Genomic DNA, 18,741 nt, shown 5'->3' with positions numbered 1-18,741 from the left:
AGGGGGCTCCGAGCAGCGCGCGCTCAGGCCTGGGCCTTCGAGGCCGCCTTCGCCCGCTTCGAGGCCGACTGGTAGAGATCGTAGAGGCGCGGGACCGGGTACGCCTCGAGGCGCTTCCTGTACCCCTGGTCCTTCGACCGGTTCAGGACGGTCAACGTCTCGTCGATGAGCTTCGCCCGCGTCCCGAACTTCTCCTTTACAACGCTGAACGTCGCGTGGAGGCGGAGGAGCTTGGCGTTCGAGACGTGATCCAGGCCCTTCGTGCCGCCCCGATCGGAGCTGACGCGCCCGAGCCAGAGGTCCTCGGTCGCGAACCCTTTCACGGCCTCGACGAGCTTCGCCTTGTCGCCGAAGCGCTCCTTCACGATCGCAAGCGGATTTTTGCTGGCCATTGCTGAGACTCCCACGGGCAGGCGAGGCCTGCGCCGGACATGCGCGAGATGACTCGCGCGGCTTTGAAGAGGGGCGCGATCTAGCAGAGCAGGGCGGGGCGCCGCAAGGCCGCGCTGCGGAGGGGCGGCGCCGGCGGCGGTCGAGATCCCGCGTCGCCCGAGCGTCGCCGCTGTGCTGGGCCGCGGATCGTGGTACACGGCGCGCCGATGCTCAACCTGGGGAGCTGGCTCGTGGCGCACGTCGACCGGCTCCGGCCGCTGAAGCCGCCCCTCTCGGACGTCAGCTCCCGCCTCGCCGCGCCCTCGTCGGCCCTGGGGAGCACCGTCCTCAAGGCCCTGTTCCCGGTCGTCGCGTTCATCGCGCTCGCGCCCGTCCTCTGGCTCTTCTTCCGGCGCACCTGGCGGGAGCTCGACGTCGAGGCCCACGAGCACCAGCGGCGCACCCTCGCCGCCGGCGGCTACGACCGCCGCCCCGCGGTCCTGTTCACCATCACCGCGGTCGTGCTCATGCTGCAGCAGTACTACGGCGGCCGCGCCGTCTACGACGAGCACATCCGGCCGTGGCTGCGCGAGATCGAGCTCGCCCAGTCGCTCTCGCCGGCCGGGACGCTGCTGCCCATCTCGATCCGCCGCTACGACGAGCTCTACGGCTACGTCTGGTGGTCGTTCACCCGTGTCTTCGGCTACGTCGCCATCCCCATGGTCGCGTGGAAGGTCTGCTTCCCGAAGGACAGCCTGCTCGACATGGGGCTGCGCGTCCGGGGGCTCGCGAAGCACGCGTGGATCTACCTGCTCTGCCTCGCCGTCGTCGTCCCGGCGGTGTTCGTCGTCGCGAGCGCGCCCGATTTCGGGACCTACTACCCGTTCTACAAGCAGTCCTCCCGCTCCTGGTTCGACCTCATCGCCTGGGAGACGATGTATTTCGCCCAGTTCTTCGCGCTGGAGATCTTCTTCCGGGGCTTCTGGCTCGCCGGCCTGCGGCACACGCTGGGCTCCGGCGCGATCTTCGCGATGATCGTCCCCTACTGCATGATCCACTTCGGCAAGCCGTACCTGGAGGCGGCCGGCGCCGTGGTCGCCGGGATCGCGCTCGGCTCGCTCGCGATGCGCACGAAGAGCATCTACTCGGGCTTCCTGGTCCACGTCACGATCGCGCTGCTCATGGACCTCGTCGCGCTGTCGAACCGCGGCGCGCTGCCGCGATCGTTCTGGGGGACGTGACGTCTTCTGATGTCTTCGCGGCCGGCCCGCCGGCCCTCGCGCCGCGGGCTCAGCCGAGCGTGCGGGTCAGCTTGCGCATGATCTCCGCCCGGCTTCGGTCACGGATCCCGCGCCGGTAGAGCGCCTCCAGCCCGCCGGCGGCCGCGCGCACCGCCTCGCGGTGCTCGCCGTCCCAGGGGAGCACCGCGAGCCTCCGCCAGAGGATCTTCTCGAGGAGCCGGGGCTTGCGCCTGGCCAGCGCGCCGCTCGCGAGCTCGATGACCCGAGCCGAGGTCGGGTCGGCGCGCATCGCGCGCACGAAGAACCCCACGGCCGCTGTCACGCGGCGGCCGCCGTGCATCGCCTGTACGCCGGCGTCGCACAGGGCCTCGGCCCGCTCGCGCGGGGTCGCGGCGCGCCGCGCGCGCTCCCGCGCGGCCTGCACCTCGGCGCTCAGCGCGTCCCGGCGCCGCCGGGCAGGGCGCATCTTGACGACGAGGAACAGGATGAAGAGGGCCGCAACCCCCGCGAGCACATGCCGCCAGCCGATCTCCATGGCGCCCGCCTTACTACAGCGCCCGGGACGTGCTCACCAGACCGAGCTTCCACGACGGGGGGCGGCGCGCCCGATCGCCTCACGACGGCGTCCTCGGGATGAAGGCGCGTGCCCGGAGCGTTGCGCTCCAATCCAGAATCCAGCTTCAGCTTCCTCCGATTCCACCGGCACGATTTCCGCCGATACGGTGCGGTTTGCGCGAGCGGACGATCGCAACCTATGCTGAACCGAGAGATGCCTGCCCCGTCGACCTCCGGGCCTTCCCTTCGCGTGCCCCTGCGCGCCCTCGCCGCCTCGCTCGGGCTCGCCGTCCTCGCGCTGCACCCGGGCAGCGCGCTCGCCGACATCTTCACGTACACCGACGCGGATGGAACGGTGCACTTCGCGAACCGCCCCAGCGGCGACGCGCGGTTCAAGCTGTACATCAAGGGCGACGGGCGCCGCTCTTCGACGACGCGCGCGGGGGTGACGCCCGTCGCGCCGAGCGACAAATCGCTCGAGCGCTTCAGCCGCTACGACGCGTGGATCCGTCAGGCCGCCGCGCTCTATCAGATCCCTGAGGAGCTCGTCCGCGCGGTGATCAAGTGCGAGAGCGACTATGATCCACGGGCCGTCTCGCCCGTCGGCGCGCAGGGGCTGATGCAGCTGATGCCGGAGACGGCGCTCCGCATGCAGGTGCGCGACGCGTTCGACGCGCGAGAGAACATCTTCGGTGGAACGCGGTACCTGCGCATCCTGGCCAACCTCTTCAACGGAGATCTCGATCTCACCATCGCCGGCTACAACGCCGGTGAAGGGGCGGTCATGAGGCACGGCGGCATCCCGCCGTACCAAGAGACCCAGACCTACGTGACGCGCGTCCGGACCTACTACGCGCGCTACCGCACCACCCGGGACACCACGGTCGCGTCGATCGAACCCTGACCGGCTCGCGCGCCCGCCAATCGTGCCCGCGCGCACACCAACAGCGAGCGCGCTCGCCAACCCCCCGCCCGCCCGCCAGAGGCGCCGCTCGGCGACAAGCGGCGCACATCGCCCCCGGCGGGGTACCGCGATGCTACGCTCCCAGGAACCGCTGCCGCAGCCTCTCCCGGGCAGGCCCCGAGACGCGCAGGCGCAGGCACGCGGCCATCCCTCGACGCTCTCTTTGCTCCGCGCGAGCAAGGGTCCACGACATGACGACCACCTCGAGCCTCATCGAACTCAGCAAGCGAAGCCACGACATCGCGCCCCTCAAGCCGCCGGTGGACCCGGCGTCCCTCCAGCACGCGAACCTGCTCGAGCTGCCCGATTTCCGGAGGATCCCGGCTTACGCCGACGTGACCGACGAGCAGTTCATGGACCACCGGTGGCAGGCGAAGAAGTCGATCACCCGCCCCGACAAGCTGCTCGACACGCTGCGCGGGATGGTGTCGGACGACTTCATCCGGGACGCGACCGAGGGCTTCGCGCGCGCGCCGATGAGCGTCCGGGTCTCGCCGTACATGCTCTCTCTGATCGACTGGAACGATCCGTACGGCGATCCGCTCCGCACGCAGTTCATCCCGCTGGCCTCGCGCTTCCTGCCGGATCACCCGAAACTCGGGCTCGACTCGCTGCACGAGCGCGCGGACGCGCCCGTCCCCGGGCTGACGCACCGGTACGCCGACAAGGCGCTCTTCCTGCCGCTCGACACGTGCCCCGTGTACTGCCGCTTCTGTACGCGCAGCTACGCGGTGGGCATCGACACGGAGGAGGTCGAGAAGACCCACTTCAAGGTCGACGAGGAGCGCTGGAAGCGAGCGTACGCGTACATCGCGTCGCGCCCCGAGCTGGAGGACATCGTCGTTTCCGGCGGCGACGCGTACAACCTGCGGCCAGAGCAGCTCGGCGCGATCGGCGAGGCGCTCCTCAGGATGCCGAACATCCAGCGCATCCGGCTCGCCACGAAGGGCCCGGCCGTGATGCCGCAGAAGATCCTGACCGACGACGAGTGGATCGACGCGGTGACGCGCACGGTCGAGCTCGGCCGGAAGCTGCACAAGGAGGTCGTGATCCACACGCACTTCAACCACCCGAACGAGATCACGGGCGTCACCCGCGACGCGATGAACAAGCTCTTCGAGCGGGGGATCACGGTCAGGAACCAGTCCGTGCTCCAGCGCGGGGTGAACGACACGCCCGAGACGATGAAGCTGCTCGTGAAGCGCCTGGGGCACGTGCACGTGCACCCCTATTACGTCTACATCCACGACCTCGTCCGCGGCGTGGAGGACCTCCGGACCACGCTGGCGACCGGGCTCGCGATCGAGAAGCACGTGCGCGGCTCGACCGCCGGGTTCAACACGCCGACGTTCGTCGTCGACGCGCCCGGCGGCGGAGGCAAGCGCGACGCGCACTCGTTCGAGCACTACGACCGCACGACCGGGATCTCGGTGTTCGAGGCGCCGAGCGTCAAGCCGGGGCAGCGGTACACGTACTTCGATCCGATCGATCAGCTCCCGGCCGAGGGGCGCGCCCGCTGGGCGGACCCGGCGGAGCACCAGAAGATGATCGACGAGGCGCTCCAGGCCTCGCGCTGAGGCGGGCCAGCTCCGAGGGTCAGGGATCCCACCCGGGATCGCTGGACTGCGGAGCTAGGCCTCGGCCGGCGGCTCCTCGTAGCGGGCGAGCGCGCCGGCGAGCTCGCGCTTCACGCGGTCCACGAGGTCGGGCGGCTCGACGACGCGCGCGGTCTCGCCGAAGCCGAGGACCCACGTCGCGAGCTCCGTCATGTCGCCGATGAGCATCGTGAGCCGCACGCCGCCGCCGGACAGCGGCGTGATCTCCTGAGACGGATGCACCTTGCGCGTCCGCACGAACTCGGTGACGCGCTCGTCGAAGTCGATCACGACGCGCCGGGGCTCGCCCCCGCGCCAGATGCCGAACTGGCCCTGGAAGTAGTCGTCGATGGAGAAATCCGGGGGCAGCTCGAACCGCTCGGTGACCGCGCACTCCGTGTCGCGCATGCGATCGAGCAGGAACGTGCGCACCTCGCCGCGCCCCACGTGGAGGCCCACGCAGTAGATCGCGTCCTTGTAGAGGACGAGCGCGTACGGGTGGATGAGCACCCGCTCCTCGCGCCCGTCCCGCGAGCGGCGGTAGCGGCACCGCAGGGGGCGCAGGTCGGCGACGGACTGGAACAGGTCGTCGAGCTCCTCGGTGCGCGCGGCGTAGTCCTTCGGCGCGAACGGGAGATAGAGGAAGCGCTCCTCCAGCCGCGCGTCGGCGACGCCGGCGTTCGGGCCGCGCCCGGGCCTGCGCGCGACGCCGAGGAGGCGCTGCGCGGCGAGGTCGATCTCCTCGAACAGGGTCGAGCCGCGCATCGGCTCGAACAGCCGGCGGGCGGCGAGCAGGGCGTACGCCTGCGTCCGCCGCACCTCGACGCGCCGGGGCGCCTCGCTCGGAGACAGCCGCCAGAGGCGAGGGCCCCCGGGGCGCGTGGCGACCGACACGAGATCGAGCTCGCGCTTGACCTCGACAAGGTAGCGCCGGAGCGAGCGCGGCGTGACGTTGAGCTCGCGCGCGAGATCGTAGATCGTCAGGCCGGAAGGGTGCTTCTGCAGCAGGCTGCGCAGCGAGTCGAGCCGCCGGTGCTGGGTGAACGGGCCGCGCGGCCGGCCGCGCTGCGCGCCGCCCCGCGCGTCGTCATCGTCCTCGTCGTCGTCGTCCGGCGGAGGAGGCCTCTTCGAGGCGGCCACTGGAGCACCCGCGTCCGCCCGCGGAGGGCCCGCTGGAGGGCGCACGCTCGGCGAGGACGGGGCGGCTGGAGGGCGCACGCTCGGGGCCGCCGTGCTCGACCTGACGTCGAGGGCCGCGTCCCCGGTGAGCCGCGGCGCCGCGCCCGCGCGCGGCTTCGAGGGCGGCGTCGCGCCGCTCGAGAACGGGTCGGCGGTGTGGCCGACGCGCGGGCGCGGAGAAGCCGCTGCCCCGCTCGATTTGCCGGCCCCCCGCGCGCGAGTGGACGCGGTGGCAGGCGCATGGGCACCCCCAGGGCCTGTGCGAACAGCGCGCGCCATCAGCTCAGCGCTGTATCGCATCACCCCCTCCCGTCCAAGATGTTTGTCCCGCGCCCTGCCGACCGAGCAGCGATCGCCGACCGGGCGCGCGGCGGCGGCGCTCGCGGCGCGCCAGGAAGCGGCGCTCAGCGCTCGCCACGGCGCCGTGAGCTCGCGAAAATGTCGTTGGGTTACGGGAATTTCGCCGCGGCGAGCCGCGGGGACGCAGCGGCGAGCGGCGCGGACTGGAGCGGAGCCGCCGCGCCGCCGGCGGGCGGCTCACCAGGGACGATCGCGCATCGTCTTCTTGTACTGCTCCTTGTAGAGGTCGTGGCACTGCTTGCAGCTCGCCTTCGCGCCGTCGACGTCGCCGGCCTTCGCCTTGGTGATGCCGGCCTTCGTGATCGCCACCCAGCTGCCCATGCCGGGCGGCGGCTTGCTGGCCACGTACTGCAGCGCCGTCGCGATCTTCGCGGCGTCGCCGCTCGAGGTCGCGGAGGCCATCGTGCTCTTCATCCAGGCCTGCATCGGGCACATCTTCTGGCCCTTCGCGCCGCACTCGAACTTCTTCTCGCCCGCCTGCGCGGCGCCGGTCGACGCCGGCCCCGCGGCCGCGGCGGCAGACGCAGCGGCCGTCGCCTTCGGCGCGGCCGTCTCCGCCGGCACGGCGGTCGCCGCGGCCGTCTCCGCCGGCGCGGCCGACGCAGCGGCCGTCGGCTCGGCGGTCGCCGCGGCCGGCACCGCCGCCGTCTCCGCCGGCGCGGCCGTCGTCGCCGCAGGGGCGGCGCTCTCGGTCGGCTTGCCCTCGGCCACCGCCCCCGGGGTCGCGTCGCTCCCCTTGCTATCGCAGCCGAGCGTGGCGAAAGACAGGCTCGCGAGCAACAGCGCGAGCGGCGTGATCGTTCTCCTCATGCAGTCTCCTTGGGTGATGATCGGAAGCGCTCCTGACGAGCGCGAGGCCGAGGGATGCGTGCCGCGGTCCTCTGTGCGCCGCGCAGTGTAATCGGGTCGCCGTCCGTCCGCTGCGGTCGCGCGCGTCGGTCGGGGCGCCATGCGCGGCGCTTCACTCGCGCGTGCCGGGCGTCGAGGCAAACGTCGACCACTGGAAGTTGTCGAGGAGGGCCACGGAATCGTTCCAGGGATCACCGGTGTCCCAAAGTACGAAGCGCAGCTCCATGATCTCACCCGGGGTGACATTGCCGTTCATGACCAGCCATCCGGTCCCGCCGCCCGCGCGCTCGCTCGATCCGCACCAGCCAGGGTCACCGCTGACGTGGGCGGGCGGCCTCGTGGCATCGAACCCCGTCCCGCGGAGCTGGGTGATGCTCGTGCAGGTGGTCGTCGTGCCGGGGGTGGCGCCGTCGGCGCACCCGGTCGGCCCGTTCACGCACTGGGTGAAGAGCCCGGTGCCGCCGAACGCGAGGTTCGCTCCCAGCGGGTAGACCGGCGCCCCGGCGGGCGGCGGATCATAGAAGGCGAGGTTCCCGTCCGCCGGGTTCGCCGCCTCGCCTGGAAAGGGCTCGAACGTCGAGTCGAGGAGCGCCAGAAAGAAGTCGTTGAACCGGCTGCACACCCACTCCGGATACTCGGACGAGAGGAAGAACGTCGAGACGCTGAACGCGCTCGCGTTCGTCGGCACGCGGACGCGCAGCTTCAGCATCACGGGATCGTGGGCCATCGCGCCGCCCTGCGGGTCAGGGCACCCGGGCGCGTTCGGGAGGTTGTCGCCGTTCGCCTCGAGCCAGTCCGCGGGCACCCTGCTCGACGTCCCCATGTCCTGGCCGCCCTGGAACGGGGCGAAGCTCGGCCTCGTGTTGTTCGGCGCCGCCTCGGCCGCGGCGACGCCGGTCGAGAGCACCGCGAGCCGCGCGCCCCGGAGCGGCGTGATGCCGGAGCCGAAGCCCTGGCGGATCGATCGCTGGGCCGCGGCCGGCGCGCTTGCGCCGTCGGCGCGGTGGAAGCTCGCGGAGAGGACACCCCACGTGCGCTGCGAGCGCGACGGCGGGCTCGCCGTCGTTGTGACGCAGAGATCGATCGCCTTCGCGTAATCGAGCGCGGTCGGCGAGTCGCTCGCGAGCCCGGCGTCGCAAGGCGCGATGTTGTCTACCGCGCCGTCGCAGTCGTCGTCGATCCCGTTGCCCGCCACCTCGAACGCGCCGCGGTTCACCAGGGCCGGGGTGCCGCACCCGTCCGACGGGGAGTCGCAGCAATCGCCGTCGCAGATCGTCCACCCGTCGCCGTCCTGATCGGGTGGGTTGTCGACGGCGCCGTCGCAGTCGTTGTCGACGCCGTCGGCGCACACGTCGAGCGCCGGCAGCACCTGGTGGAGGCATGGCCCCCACGAGAGGCCGCTCGGCCTGCAGGTGGAGACCCCCGGGGCGCAGGGAGCGACCCCCTCGGTGCCCGGCGATCCCTCGTAACACACCCTCGTGTCGCCCGGCGCGCACGAGCAGCGCCCGCGCTCCGCTTCGTCGTGCTCGCACCCGTCCGCCGGGTCGCGGTTGCAGTCGAGGAACCCGTCCTCGCAGGCGGTGAGCGCGCACGCGCCCGAGACGCAGGCGATCCCGGCGTGCGAGAGCTCTGGACAGGCGCGACCGCAGGCGCCGCAGCTCAGCGCGTCCGTCTGGAGATCGCGACAGACACCATCGCAGCACGCCGCGCCGCTCTCACACGGGTGCGCCGCCGAGCAGCCCTGAACGCACTCGCCCTCTCCGGTGCACAGCGCGCCCAGGGGACAATCGTCGTCGACGATGCAGGCAACACAGGCGTGCTTCGCGGGATCGCAGGTGAGCGGAGCTGCGCAGTCGGACTCGGCTTCACAGCCCGAAAGGCAGCGCTTCGCCTCGGGATCGCAGTACTGACCGGGCGGGCACGCCAGAGGGCCAGGCAGACAGGCCACGCAGTCGCCCGTCTCCCGGTCGCACAGCGGGGCGCTCGGGTCCGCGGCGCAGTCGGCCGGACAGCCGGAAGCGCCCTCGCCTCCCGCGCCTCGCGGGATGTCGGGGCCTGCCGCGCCGGCGCAGGACGGCGCCACGCCGGACGCCAGCGCGAGCCCGACCACGGCGGCGAGCCCTCCGCTCCAGGCCAGCGGGCGGCGACGGACGGCGCGGGTTCTTGTCGACATCGGCAAGCGGCTCCCCTCCTCCTCGGCGCGACGCCCCCGAGGGGTGGCCGGCCGCAAGGATCGTAGACTACCCGGTCAGCGCCTGGAAACACGGCAGATCGGCGCGGATGAGGCGCCTCGCCCGAACGTCACGTCATCGACGCGCCCCACACGACCACGGCGCGCTTTGCGACGCGCGACACACTGCCGCGGCGCGCTCGGCTGCGCCGAGCGGAGGTGCGACCGGGGCGTCGCTCAACGCGTGTGCTCGTAGAGCGTGAAGGCGCCGTCGCGCTCGATCCGGCGAAACGAGGGGTGCGCCGCGGTGAACACCGGCTTATCCGGCCGCTCGTTCCGGAGGATCACGTAATCGTACGCGACGCCATGGACATCCGGCTTGAACCACTCACCGCGGTTCGACGGCGGCGCGGGGAGGCGACGCTTCAGCGTGAAGGGGAAACCCACGTTGTGCCAGCCGTCCGCGCTGAAGCCCCCGTGCATGATCTGCACCCACGACGAGAAGTGGTTGGTGCCCTCGATGATCAGCGATTCATCGGTCCGTGGGGGCAGGGTCAGGAAGAGGACCTCGGCGCCCGGCGGGATCCGCTCCACCATCCGGGCGAACGGCGCGACCCGCTCCTCGAAGCGCGCGTATTTCTCCGAGAGGTGGAGCGGCAGCACGAGCGCGGCCGCCACGGCGGGGGCCATCAGGAGGCGCGAGCGGCCCTGGAGCGGCGCCGTGATGGCCAGGAAGCCGAAGAAGCAGATGAACGGCGAGAAGCGCCCGCTCACGAACCACCAGTCGAAGGGGCGAGCCAGGTGCAGCGGCACGAGAAAATAGCAGATCGCCATCGCAGCGCAGAGGGCGAGAGAGCGATGGCGGTGCAGCCGATCGAGGAGCGAGCCAGCAGGCGCGGCTGGCTCGCGCGCGGGAAGGCTGCGGCCAGGGAGGAAGCGCCGGGCGACGCGCGCGACGCCAGAGAGGCCCAGCAGCGACGCCACCGCGAGGAGCACCCAGAAGAGCCGGGTGTCGAGATCGCCCGATACCGAGTCGAGCGTGTACTCGGGGAACGATCGGAGCATCTCGTGCCATGGCACCCAGACGCCCTGGAACCGCGGGCCGCTCCGCAGATCGACCATGGGGCTCTTGAAGGCGACGAGCTGCCACAGGACGAGCGCGACGGCGGGCGCGAAGAGCGGCAGCGCGACGGCGATCCGCGACCACCGGGGCAGGTGGCACAGCATCAGCACGGCGACGCAGACGTAATAGCCGAAGAGGATGAGCGGATGGCTGAGGCCGCAGCCGACGCTGAGCAGCGCGACGGCGGCCCCGCGCGAGGGGCTCGGCCGATCGAGGTAGACGTCGAGCGCGAGCACGCCGGCGAGCAGCAGCGCGACGCCGACGAGGAACGGCAGGAAGCCGCACGCCCAGGAGAGGGTGAAGGCCAGCGGGAAGGTGAGGACCGAGAGCCAGGGGCTGCGCCGCGTCTGGCGCGCCCAGCCGAGCGCCGCCGCGGGGATGGCGAGCACATAACCGGAGAGCACGACGCGATTCGCGTTCTCGAGGCCGACGCCATAGGCGATCACGTGCGTCAGGATGTGATAGGCGCCGTAGGGGGCCGGACGGAGGCTGAGCTCGTAGAAGTCCCTGAAGCGCGTCCACGGCTCATCGAAGCTGTGCCAGATATGGACGGCCGCGAGGTGGTTCGGCAGATCGAGCAGCGGAAGGAACCGCACCCGCCATATCGGCACGACGGCTGCGACGGCGAGGAGCACGAACGTCGCGACGAACGCCCTGTCGCGGGGCCAGCGATTCCCGCTCCCGATCGCGGGAGGCGCCTCCGCGCCGGGAGGTCGAGGCGGCGGGGCGGCGGACGCGCCGGCCCGGGGCGTGGGATCGCTGTCGGGCGGGCTCGAAACGGGCATTTCCATGAGAGGTGTGGCGCTCCCCTTCCCTCCGCTGCTGCGCGAGGAGCGGGTAGGCCGCGAGCGTTAGCACAGCGCGCCGCGCGGATTGCAGCGCCGCGTGTCTTCCTCTAGTTTCCCGGGCGTTTCGCCGGGTGGACACCGCACGAGGGACGACCACTGGCCAGCCGGAGCGGCTGGCCGGGCCGACCCCGGCCGGCTCTCAGGAGATGACGTTTGCGTGCACATGCCGGGGCACGTGCACGCAAACGTCGCTTGATCTCGGGGGGAGGATCGGCCAGCCGCTCCGGCTGGCGCTTACCGGCCCTCGATCGTCTGCGACTTGATATGGAACTCGACGCGGCGGTTGCGCTGCCGGCCTTCCGGCGTGTCGTTGGACAGGAGCGGCCGGCGGGAGCCATAGCCGATGGAGGTGAGCCGCTCCGACTGAACGCCCTTGTTGATCAGGTAGACCCTGACCGCGATGGCGCGGTTGTGCGCGAGCCGGTCGTTGTAGTCGATGGTGCCCTGGTTGTCGGTGTGCCCCTCGATGCTGAGCAGCTTGATCTCGGGGTTCGCCTTGAGCAGGCGCACGACCTCGTCGAGGATCGGATAGCTCTGCGGGAGGATCCTGGAGCTGTCGAACTCGAACTCGACCTGCTTCATGATCTCGATCTCGGCGGAGCCCGTGATCCTGCGGATGTAGAAGGGGCAGCCGTTCTTCTCCGGGTCTTCGACGACGACCTGCCCCGGCTCCTTCGGGCACTTGTCCTCGGCGTCGGGGATGCCGTCCTGGTCCGCGTCCTCCTCGGGGCAGCCGTCGCGATCGTCGATGCCGTCCTTGTCCTCGGGGTCGTCCGGGCACTTGTCGACGACGTCGGGGATGCCGTCGCCGTCGCGGTCGGGCATGTCCGGACATCCGTCGCTCGGCTTGGGCTGCTTGCCGTCCTCGGGGTCCTCCGGGCAGAGGTCGATGACGTCGGGGTAGCCGTCGCCGTCGGTGTCCTTCTCCGCCGTGATCACGTAGTTGAAGCCGGGCGAGCGGGCGTCGGAGTCGGCGATGCCGAACGAGCCGCCGACGAGGGCGACCCCCCGGAAATCGGGCGCGTAGCCGCCGCTCATGCGGGTGCCGACGCCGGCGCCGACGTAGACCGCCTTGTCCTTGGTGAGGAACATCTTGCTGTTGAGCTGCCACTCGATGGGCGAGGCATCGAGCTCGCCCGCGGTCTCCTTGAGGAGGCCGAACGAGCCGAAGATCTCGGCCCCCAGGCGGAGCTTGCCGTCGAGGAGCGGGACGTAGCCGCCGACGCCGTACGTGAGCTCGCTGCCCACGACGAGCTCGTTGAGCGCCACGCGCGGCCGGATGGCGACGCCGGTGTTCAGGGTGACGAAGAAATCCTTGAAGTCGTACTCGGCGCCGAGGCCGAACGAGCTGCTCACGCCCCTGTCGCCGGCGAACGAGTAGTTGTTGCCGATGGGCACGAAGACCGCGCCGGTGACGCCCAGCCGGAAGCGGCGCTCGTCGAGCTCCAGGGCGACGAAGCGCGCGTCGACCCGGAGGTCCATCGGGGTGGCGGTCTTCAGGTCGACGCTCTGGTTGAGGCCGAGCTCGCGGTGGTAGGTCTGGTTGCCGTCCTGGAACAGGACGATGGGGAACGCGACCTGGAGGGCGCCGCGGCCGAGGATCTCGACGCCCGCGTTCAGGTAGGTGATGAGCTGGGAGGTGACGGGCCCGTCGCCCTCGAGCCGGTCCTCGATGGCGAGGTTGTCAACGTAGTTGTCGTCGCGAAGCGGGTGGACCGACACCCCCAGCCCGAGCTGCCCGAAGAAGCGCGTCCGTTCCCCCATGTGCGGGCGCCAGACGCCGATCCCGTCGTCGGGGGCGCCGGCCATCCTGAGGCGATCGAGGTAGAAGGTCCGGTCCTGCGCGCGGGCGGCGGAGGGCGCCAGCGCGGCGAGGGCCGGTGCGGCCAGGGCCGCTGCGGTCAGCGCGCAGCGAAGGCGCGACGGGCGTCGCGGCGCACGGCCCGGCAGGTTTCGTCGATCCATCACGGTGAGCTGTCCTCCAAGCAACGCTCGAAAAACGAGGTTGACGCGGGCGTTCCGCCGCATGCGGGCCGGCGTCCGGGCGGGAGACTACTCGGGCCGGGGGAGGATGTCTCCTGGGTCGAACCAGGAGGTGCGAGGAGGGCGGCGGGAGGGCGCTGCTGTGTCCGGGGCGCGCGGGGTCGAGGCGGCGGGCTGGCGCGCGGGTGCTTCCGCGTCGTCGGTGCGGTGTGTAGCGTGGGCCGCGTGGCGACGGTGAAGAAGCGGCGAACGGGCTACGGCGCGGGCGCGCGGATGGCTCCGCTGGCAGTTGCGGCCGGGATGACCAGCTGCGGCCTGATGCTCGGGCTCGACGACTTCAAGGACGCTCCGCGGGCGGGTGCTGGGGGCGGCGGAGCCGGTGGCGGCAGCGGCAGCGCCTCGAGCTCCAGCGCAGGAGGATGCGCGCACGACGAGCGCGACTGCGTCGGCGATACGCCCCGACAGTGCGCGGATGGGGAGTGGGTTCAGCAGCGGCCTTGCAGTGGAGAGACGCCAGTCTGTGCAAAGGGCCGTTGTGTACCGTGCACCGAGGGCGAGCGAGGGTGCTCAGGTGAGAAGCCGAGGCGCTGCGAAGGGGGCGCATGGGTCGAGGAGGCGCCGTGCGCGACGCCGTTCCCGGGGTGCCGCGACGGGGTGTGCGTCCCCACGAGCTGCCAGGGCGGCGACGCGCCTGGCACGGGACTGAGCTGCGGGGCCGACGGGGACAACGATTGCTGCGCCGCTGACGTCGTGGCGGGAGGAACGTTCGACCGCAGCAATAACGAGAGCTACCCAGCCACCGTCAGCGACTTCAGGCTCGACAGATACGAGGTCACGGTAGGACGATTTCGGACGTTCGTGGAGGCGCTGAAGGGGACGCGCAGGGATCCCCCGGCGCTCGGAGCGGGGGAGCGCCCCGGCGTGGCCGGCAGCGGGTGGCGCTTCGAGTGGACGTCCTCGCTCACCGCAAACACCCAGGAGCTAAAAGCGCAGCTCGAATGCGACTACTACCCGACATGGACCGACGAGCCGGGGCCCAACGAACACCGGCCGATCCATTGCGTCACGTGGTATGAGGCCTTCGCGTTCTGCGTATGGGACGGGGGCTACCTGCCCACCGAGGCCGAGTGGAACTACGCCGCCGCTGGCGGCGCGGAGCAGCGGATGTATCCGTGGGGTGAGTCGAGAGAGCGCGGGTTCGCTGCCAACGAGTGCAGGGGGAACGGCTCCTCCAGCGGATGCGGCGTCGCCGCGTTCCTGCCTGTTGGCTCGTTCTCGCCGTCCGGCGATGCGAAGTGGGGCCACGCCGACATGCTAGGAAACGTCTCGGAGTGGACCCTGGATTGCAGCGGTGATTATCCGATGCCGTGCGAGGACTGCTCGAACCAGGGCTGCTCCGTCTCATCAGGATACGTGGTTCGCGGTGGGAATGCCATCGCCCCGCTGTACGATACAGTGTTCAGAAACAGGGAAGACCGCACAGTCAGGACCCAGGGCGTGCGCTGCGCCAGAAAGGCCCAGGCTGAGTGACAAGCTCGACCGATGAGGCGCCGATTTCGGATGTCAGCGTCGGCACCTCCCACGAGATCCGTGGACAGAGATTGACCCGGGGCGCTCCGCCGCACTCCGATTAGGCCGAGGACTGAGGTAGCTTGCAACGGCGATCGACGTCTCGCGCGTCAAACCACGAGGAGCGAGGAGCGCTGCGGAAGGTGGCGCGTGCGGCGCCCACGCCGGCTTCACCGATGCGCCACAGCGAAGCCGAACTCTCTATCATCTGAAGGTTGCGCAATCACGGCATCCTCAGTCATAGGACTTGCCACCACTGAGCGCCCGAAATAGAGGTAGACGACATTCTCCTCCGTCATGGCGACCGTAAAATCCGAGTAGCCGTCCCCATTGACATCTCCAGGCGACCCCAGACGCTGCCCTGTCCGGTCTTCAATAGCATTTCTGTAAATTGCGACATCCGGCTCGCCCAGGTTCGATTCACCATCACCCAGATACAGAAGCACCTTGGGCGACCGGTCGGCAACTGCAACATCATCGAACCCATCATTATTGACATCACCAACCGCCGCGACCGTCAAGCCAAACGAGTCGCTTCCCGTGAGGGTCACGCTCGGCGTCGTCTCTAGCCCCTGCGGCCCACCGAGGTAGACATACGCACGATTATCTCTATGAACTCCAATGATGACGTCGTCAAATCCATCGCCATTGACATCACCAGCGGCACCGAACGAGGTAACGAACCGGGATTGACCGGAGGGGTCTACGAGCTCTACCTTCGGCGCAGAATCGACCCCTCGGCCCGGGTTTCCTTGATAGACGCGCACGACGTCACGATCGATTGTGTGAAACACCACCATCACGTCGGAAAACCCGTCTCCGTTGACGTCACCCGCCGATGAAACGAGCGAGGTCGCGTTCTCCCGGTTCTCTACGCGCTCGCCGAGCTCGAGATCGATCGGCGCGTCGAGCCCCGACGAGCTCCCCAGATACAACGACGCAGTCAACCAAGAGCGCTCAGTTGTCCCGACGATAACATCAGCGAATCCGTCACCATTAACGTCGCCAGCAGGCGCCATATAGGGCCCGATATACCCCTCCACCGAATTACCATCGATATCAAAACGGCCCAAATCGAACCGATCCCTACTGCTGCCACGATACACGAACGCCTTATCTCTATAAGGCGCCGCAACCAGCACATCGGCATACCCGTCTCCATCGACGTCACCGGCGCACGACAAAGACATCCCGAAGCCATCGTTGGCCTCGATGGGACTGGAGACGATGCCATCGTTATCCAGATTGAATTGCGCACCAGAGGTTCCGTAGTAGAAATATATGGCGCCTCTGGTAGGACTGCGACCGTAGGCGCTGATGGCGACATCGTCATAGCCATCAGCATTGTAGTCGCACTTGGTCCGGCCAACATTGACCCACCGCTCGGGCGAAAAATCTGAGCAGCTCCCCTGCACGCAGGCGCGCACACGCCAGTAATATCGCCGCCCAACGGGCGGAAGCAGCGCTATCTCCAGATCCTCTGCCGGCTGGTGCTCCGTAAGCTCGGTGATGACCGAGACGGCCTCATTCGCGCCTAGATCGGTGCCATACTCCAATTCGTACTCGATGGGAGCGCCGAACGGCGACGTCGACGCCTCCCACACAAACCGGGGCCTACGCGAACCGGCCTTCCGTTGGGCCCCCAGATAGGCGTCGTTCCGCGGGAGCCGCAGGACGGGTACTGTCGGCGGTCCCCTCGATCCGTCGCCGCCGCCAGACGTCGCCTCCCCGCTACCATCGCCGCCAGACGCCACCCCCCCGCCGCTGCCAGCCACCGGATGGGTAGGCGTGTCGACGAACTCGTCGAGGCCGAGGATCTTGCTGCAGCCCGTGAGAAAGACGAGTGCGAACCATCCCACTTCAGGCCCGAAGACCACATTGGATCGACGAGTTCTCATGACATTAACAAAAAAAATCGTACCGAACACACCGATGTCAAGCGGCGGCCCTAGTTTGCCACGGGAGGGATCTCGACATTATTGATGGGCAGGAATCCAGCACCGGCGGGGTATGCGTAAGAAACACGATAATTTTGCTGAATTGCACCCCATCCCCAGACCGTGACGCCGAAGGGGAGTTCGCTCCGCATCTCGTGTCGACCGTTCACGCACCCATTCACCGACTGCCACTCCCCGGTCATCAAATCAACAACAGTATACTCGTAGCTACCGTCACCAACAGGAGTCCACCCCGTGAGCTTCCCAACACAATCCAGCTCAACATCGGCAAATTCACCATTCACCCTCGATCGGGTACGGACGACAACGAGGCTCGTCTCCGGGTAAGTCGGATCGGTAAAAAACGCGTAATAATCGAGATACTGAGACGGCGGGATTACATTGACCCACTCTGGGTCCCCAATACCCCCGAAGAGAGAACCACCCGTCATATACTGACCGACATAGAACGGATGGTTAGCATCCTGACTTTTGACAATAAAAGGCTCACCTGTCGCGAACTCATACACTTCGCCCAGCCGCAGCTCCTCAGGCGCATTCTCTGGCCTCGATGGCTCCCAAGTGAGCCGCGTGCCGTCAACCATGCCCACAATTCGGTACGGCGGCGACTCATCCTGCTCCGTTCGGTTCCGGTGTCGAACCGCGACGTACTCGCTCCCGGTAGCTCTGACGGGCGCGATTTGCTGCTGTCCAGAGTCGCAATCACGAACATCACTGCCCGCAGGCACGAGCATGCAAGCATGCGCCCCGAATAGGCCAACAGGCTTGGTCGATTGAATTGGACTCCCGGTCAGCTCAGCCCGCTGTGTAATCTGCAGGAATTCGCCAGCATTCAGCGTATACGTCTTCGCTTCACCCGCGCTCGCGGACTCAACGCCGTCCCCCGCCTCTACATTCACCTTGGGAAGGATAGTAACCGCAGTATCATCTTCATGAGCGACGATGGCCAACGAAGGATAGGCACCATTGTACGCTGGAGACTGCGACTCTGACTCCGAGTACCCATTTATAGCCACGTAGTTGCTATCCCACGCGCTCGTCGGAAGCAGAAGCGTAGCCGAGGTGAATGACGCCTTACCTCCACCGTACGGAAGGATCTGGTAGGCCACGACTGGGAAGTCGGTCGTGATGTGAAAGGCCTTTCCGCGACCGGTGATTGGCTCGCCCGGAAACTCTGGGACGCCGGTTTCCTCATCCAGCGCTCCGGGCGCTGGGCAGTCCTCAATACCGCCCCCAGCAGACAACCTCGACAGGAACAGGACAGCAACTTGCCCCGCGGCAAGCTCATTGGTGTCAGCATACTTCGTGTAGGAAACGCTCTTCGTCTGCTCGTTCCATTCGGGAATGTAGGCGAAGGTGTTAACTGGAAGCTGCTCGCCATCGCGCTCAACGTTGATGTGAACCGGCAAGTTCCACGTATTCGCGACAATTGCAGCGAAACATGCGCCCTGGGTGGTCGGCCGCAGCGCCGTCTTCAGCGCCCAGTAATCGCATCCGTACGAGCTCTTCGACTCCCGCGCCGCCGTGCACGGGTCCGGCACGCACTGCGCATTGAGGCACCCCTCTTCAGGCTTGCACTCCTCGATCGTCGCACCATTGCAGCTGATGACCTTCTTCAGATCGTTGGAGCACGTGTACTCGCACCGCCCCCCCTCCCCGAAGGTCCCCGTGCTCCCCGCCTCCCCACCGGCGCCGCCGGTGCCGCTGCCGCTGCCGTTGCCGCTGCCGCCGGTCCCGGTGGGGCCCGAGCCGGAGCCGGTGAGCCCATGACGGTACGAGTCCGTGCACGCGGCGAACGAGCCCGTCACACCGGCTGTCGCTGCAAGTAACCCCACAATCGCGTGTCGACGGTATCTAGCCATGTTCGCCATCTCTACAGGGCTCCTTCCCCCACAAGCATCCTGAAACTTCGCGCCTTCGAGCGTAACACGGTTCGCCCGCCATGGGGAGGCTCGCGAAAGCGTTCGCATTTTTT

General features: G+C 68.8%; 13 protein-coding genes. 4 read left to right on the top strand and 9 right to left on the bottom strand.

Features of this window, described 5'->3' with window-relative positions; all coding sequences use genetic code 11:
- Nucleotides 1–23: 23 nt before the first annotated feature.
- Nucleotides 24–392, bottom strand: coding sequence for a hypothetical protein (locus WMF44_RS13280; RefSeq protein WP_012235084.1), 369 nt, complete (start codon nucleotides 390–392; stop codon nucleotides 24–26).
- A gap of 207 nt (nucleotides 393–599) precedes the next feature.
- Here WMF44_RS13280 and WMF44_RS13275 point away from each other — a divergent pair, with 207 nt between their 5' ends.
- The gene (locus WMF44_RS13275; protein ID WP_437299491.1) at nucleotides 600–1,613 is read left to right on the top strand and encodes a CPBP family glutamic-type intramembrane protease; all 1,014 of its coding nucleotides are present in this window, start codon (nucleotides 600–602) and stop codon (nucleotides 1,611–1,613) included.
- Nucleotides 1,614–1,662: 49 nt separating this feature from the next.
- Here WMF44_RS13275 and WMF44_RS13270 read toward each other — a convergent pair whose 3' ends face one another.
- Nucleotides 1,663–2,148 (bottom strand): hypothetical protein, encoded by a 486-nt coding sequence (locus WMF44_RS13270; RefSeq protein WP_437299490.1) that lies wholly within the window; start codon nucleotides 2,146–2,148, stop codon nucleotides 1,663–1,665.
- Between the two features lie 219 nt (nucleotides 2,149–2,367).
- Between WMF44_RS13270 and WMF44_RS13265 the strand changes: the two genes are divergently transcribed.
- Nucleotides 2,368–3,072 carry a lytic transglycosylase domain-containing protein gene (locus WMF44_RS13265; protein ID WP_437299489.1) on the top strand — a complete coding sequence of 235 codons (705 nt, stop codon included), beginning with the start codon at nucleotides 2,368–2,370 and terminating at the stop codon, nucleotides 3,070–3,072.
- A 251-nt stretch (nucleotides 3,073–3,323) separates the two neighbouring features.
- On the top strand, nucleotides 3,324–4,709 hold the full coding sequence (locus WMF44_RS13260; protein ID WP_437299488.1) for a KamA family radical SAM protein: 1,386 nt from the start codon (nucleotides 3,324–3,326) through the stop codon (nucleotides 4,707–4,709).
- Nucleotides 4,710–4,763: 54 nt separating this feature from the next.
- Here the strand turns inward: WMF44_RS13260 and WMF44_RS13255 are convergent, their stop codons facing one another.
- From WMF44_RS13255 to WMF44_RS13235, 5 genes are all read right to left on the bottom strand, one after another.
- Nucleotides 4,764–5,867, bottom strand: coding sequence for a helix-turn-helix transcriptional regulator (locus WMF44_RS13255; protein ID WP_437299487.1), 1,104 nt, complete (start codon nucleotides 5,865–5,867; stop codon nucleotides 4,764–4,766).
- Between the two features lie 576 nt (nucleotides 5,868–6,443).
- Nucleotides 6,444–7,076, bottom strand: a complete 633-nt coding sequence (locus tag WMF44_RS13250) for a hypothetical protein (protein WP_437299486.1) — start codon at nucleotides 7,074–7,076, stop codon at nucleotides 6,444–6,446.
- A gap of 151 nt (nucleotides 7,077–7,227) precedes the next feature.
- On the bottom strand, nucleotides 7,228–9,288 hold the full coding sequence (locus tag WMF44_RS13245; protein ID WP_437299485.1) for a MopE-related protein: 2,061 nt from the start codon (nucleotides 9,286–9,288) through the stop codon (nucleotides 7,228–7,230).
- A 234-nt stretch (nucleotides 9,289–9,522) separates the two neighbouring features.
- Nucleotides 9,523–11,199: a hypothetical protein gene (locus tag WMF44_RS13240; protein WP_437299484.1), complete on the bottom strand. Its 1,677-nt coding sequence runs from the start codon at nucleotides 11,197–11,199 to the stop codon at nucleotides 9,523–9,525.
- A 291-nt stretch (nucleotides 11,200–11,490) separates the two neighbouring features.
- A complete protein-coding gene (locus WMF44_RS13235; RefSeq protein ID WP_437301560.1) occupies nucleotides 11,491–13,221 on the bottom strand; it encodes an OmpA family protein in 1,731 nt (576 codons plus the stop codon).
- 768 nt (nucleotides 13,222–13,989) lie between these two features.
- Here WMF44_RS13235 and WMF44_RS13230 point away from each other — a divergent pair.
- Nucleotides 13,990–14,769, top strand: coding sequence for a formylglycine-generating enzyme family protein (locus tag WMF44_RS13230; RefSeq protein ID WP_437299483.1), 780 nt, complete (start codon nucleotides 13,990–13,992; stop codon nucleotides 14,767–14,769).
- Between the two features lie 209 nt (nucleotides 14,770–14,978).
- Here the strand turns inward: WMF44_RS13230 and WMF44_RS13225 are convergent, their stop codons facing one another.
- On the bottom strand, nucleotides 14,979–16,736 hold the full coding sequence (locus tag WMF44_RS13225; RefSeq protein WP_437299482.1) for an FG-GAP repeat domain-containing protein: 1,758 nt from the start codon (nucleotides 16,734–16,736) through the stop codon (nucleotides 14,979–14,981).
- A 20-nt stretch (nucleotides 16,737–16,756) separates the two neighbouring features.
- Nucleotides 16,757–18,637: an IgGFc-binding protein gene (locus tag WMF44_RS13220; protein WP_437299481.1), complete on the bottom strand. Its 1,881-nt coding sequence runs from the start codon at nucleotides 18,635–18,637 to the stop codon at nucleotides 16,757–16,759.
- Nucleotides 18,638–18,741: the final 104 nt, after the last annotated feature.

Origin of the sequence: Sorangium sp. So ce426 (assembly GCF_051475585.1) — a bacterium.
Classification (GTDB): domain Bacteria; phylum Myxococcota_A; class Polyangia; order Polyangiales; family Polyangiaceae; genus Sorangium; species Sorangium cellulosum_B.
Note: the sequence above shows the minus strand (reverse complement) of the source record. Positions and strands in the feature narration are given on the sequence as shown.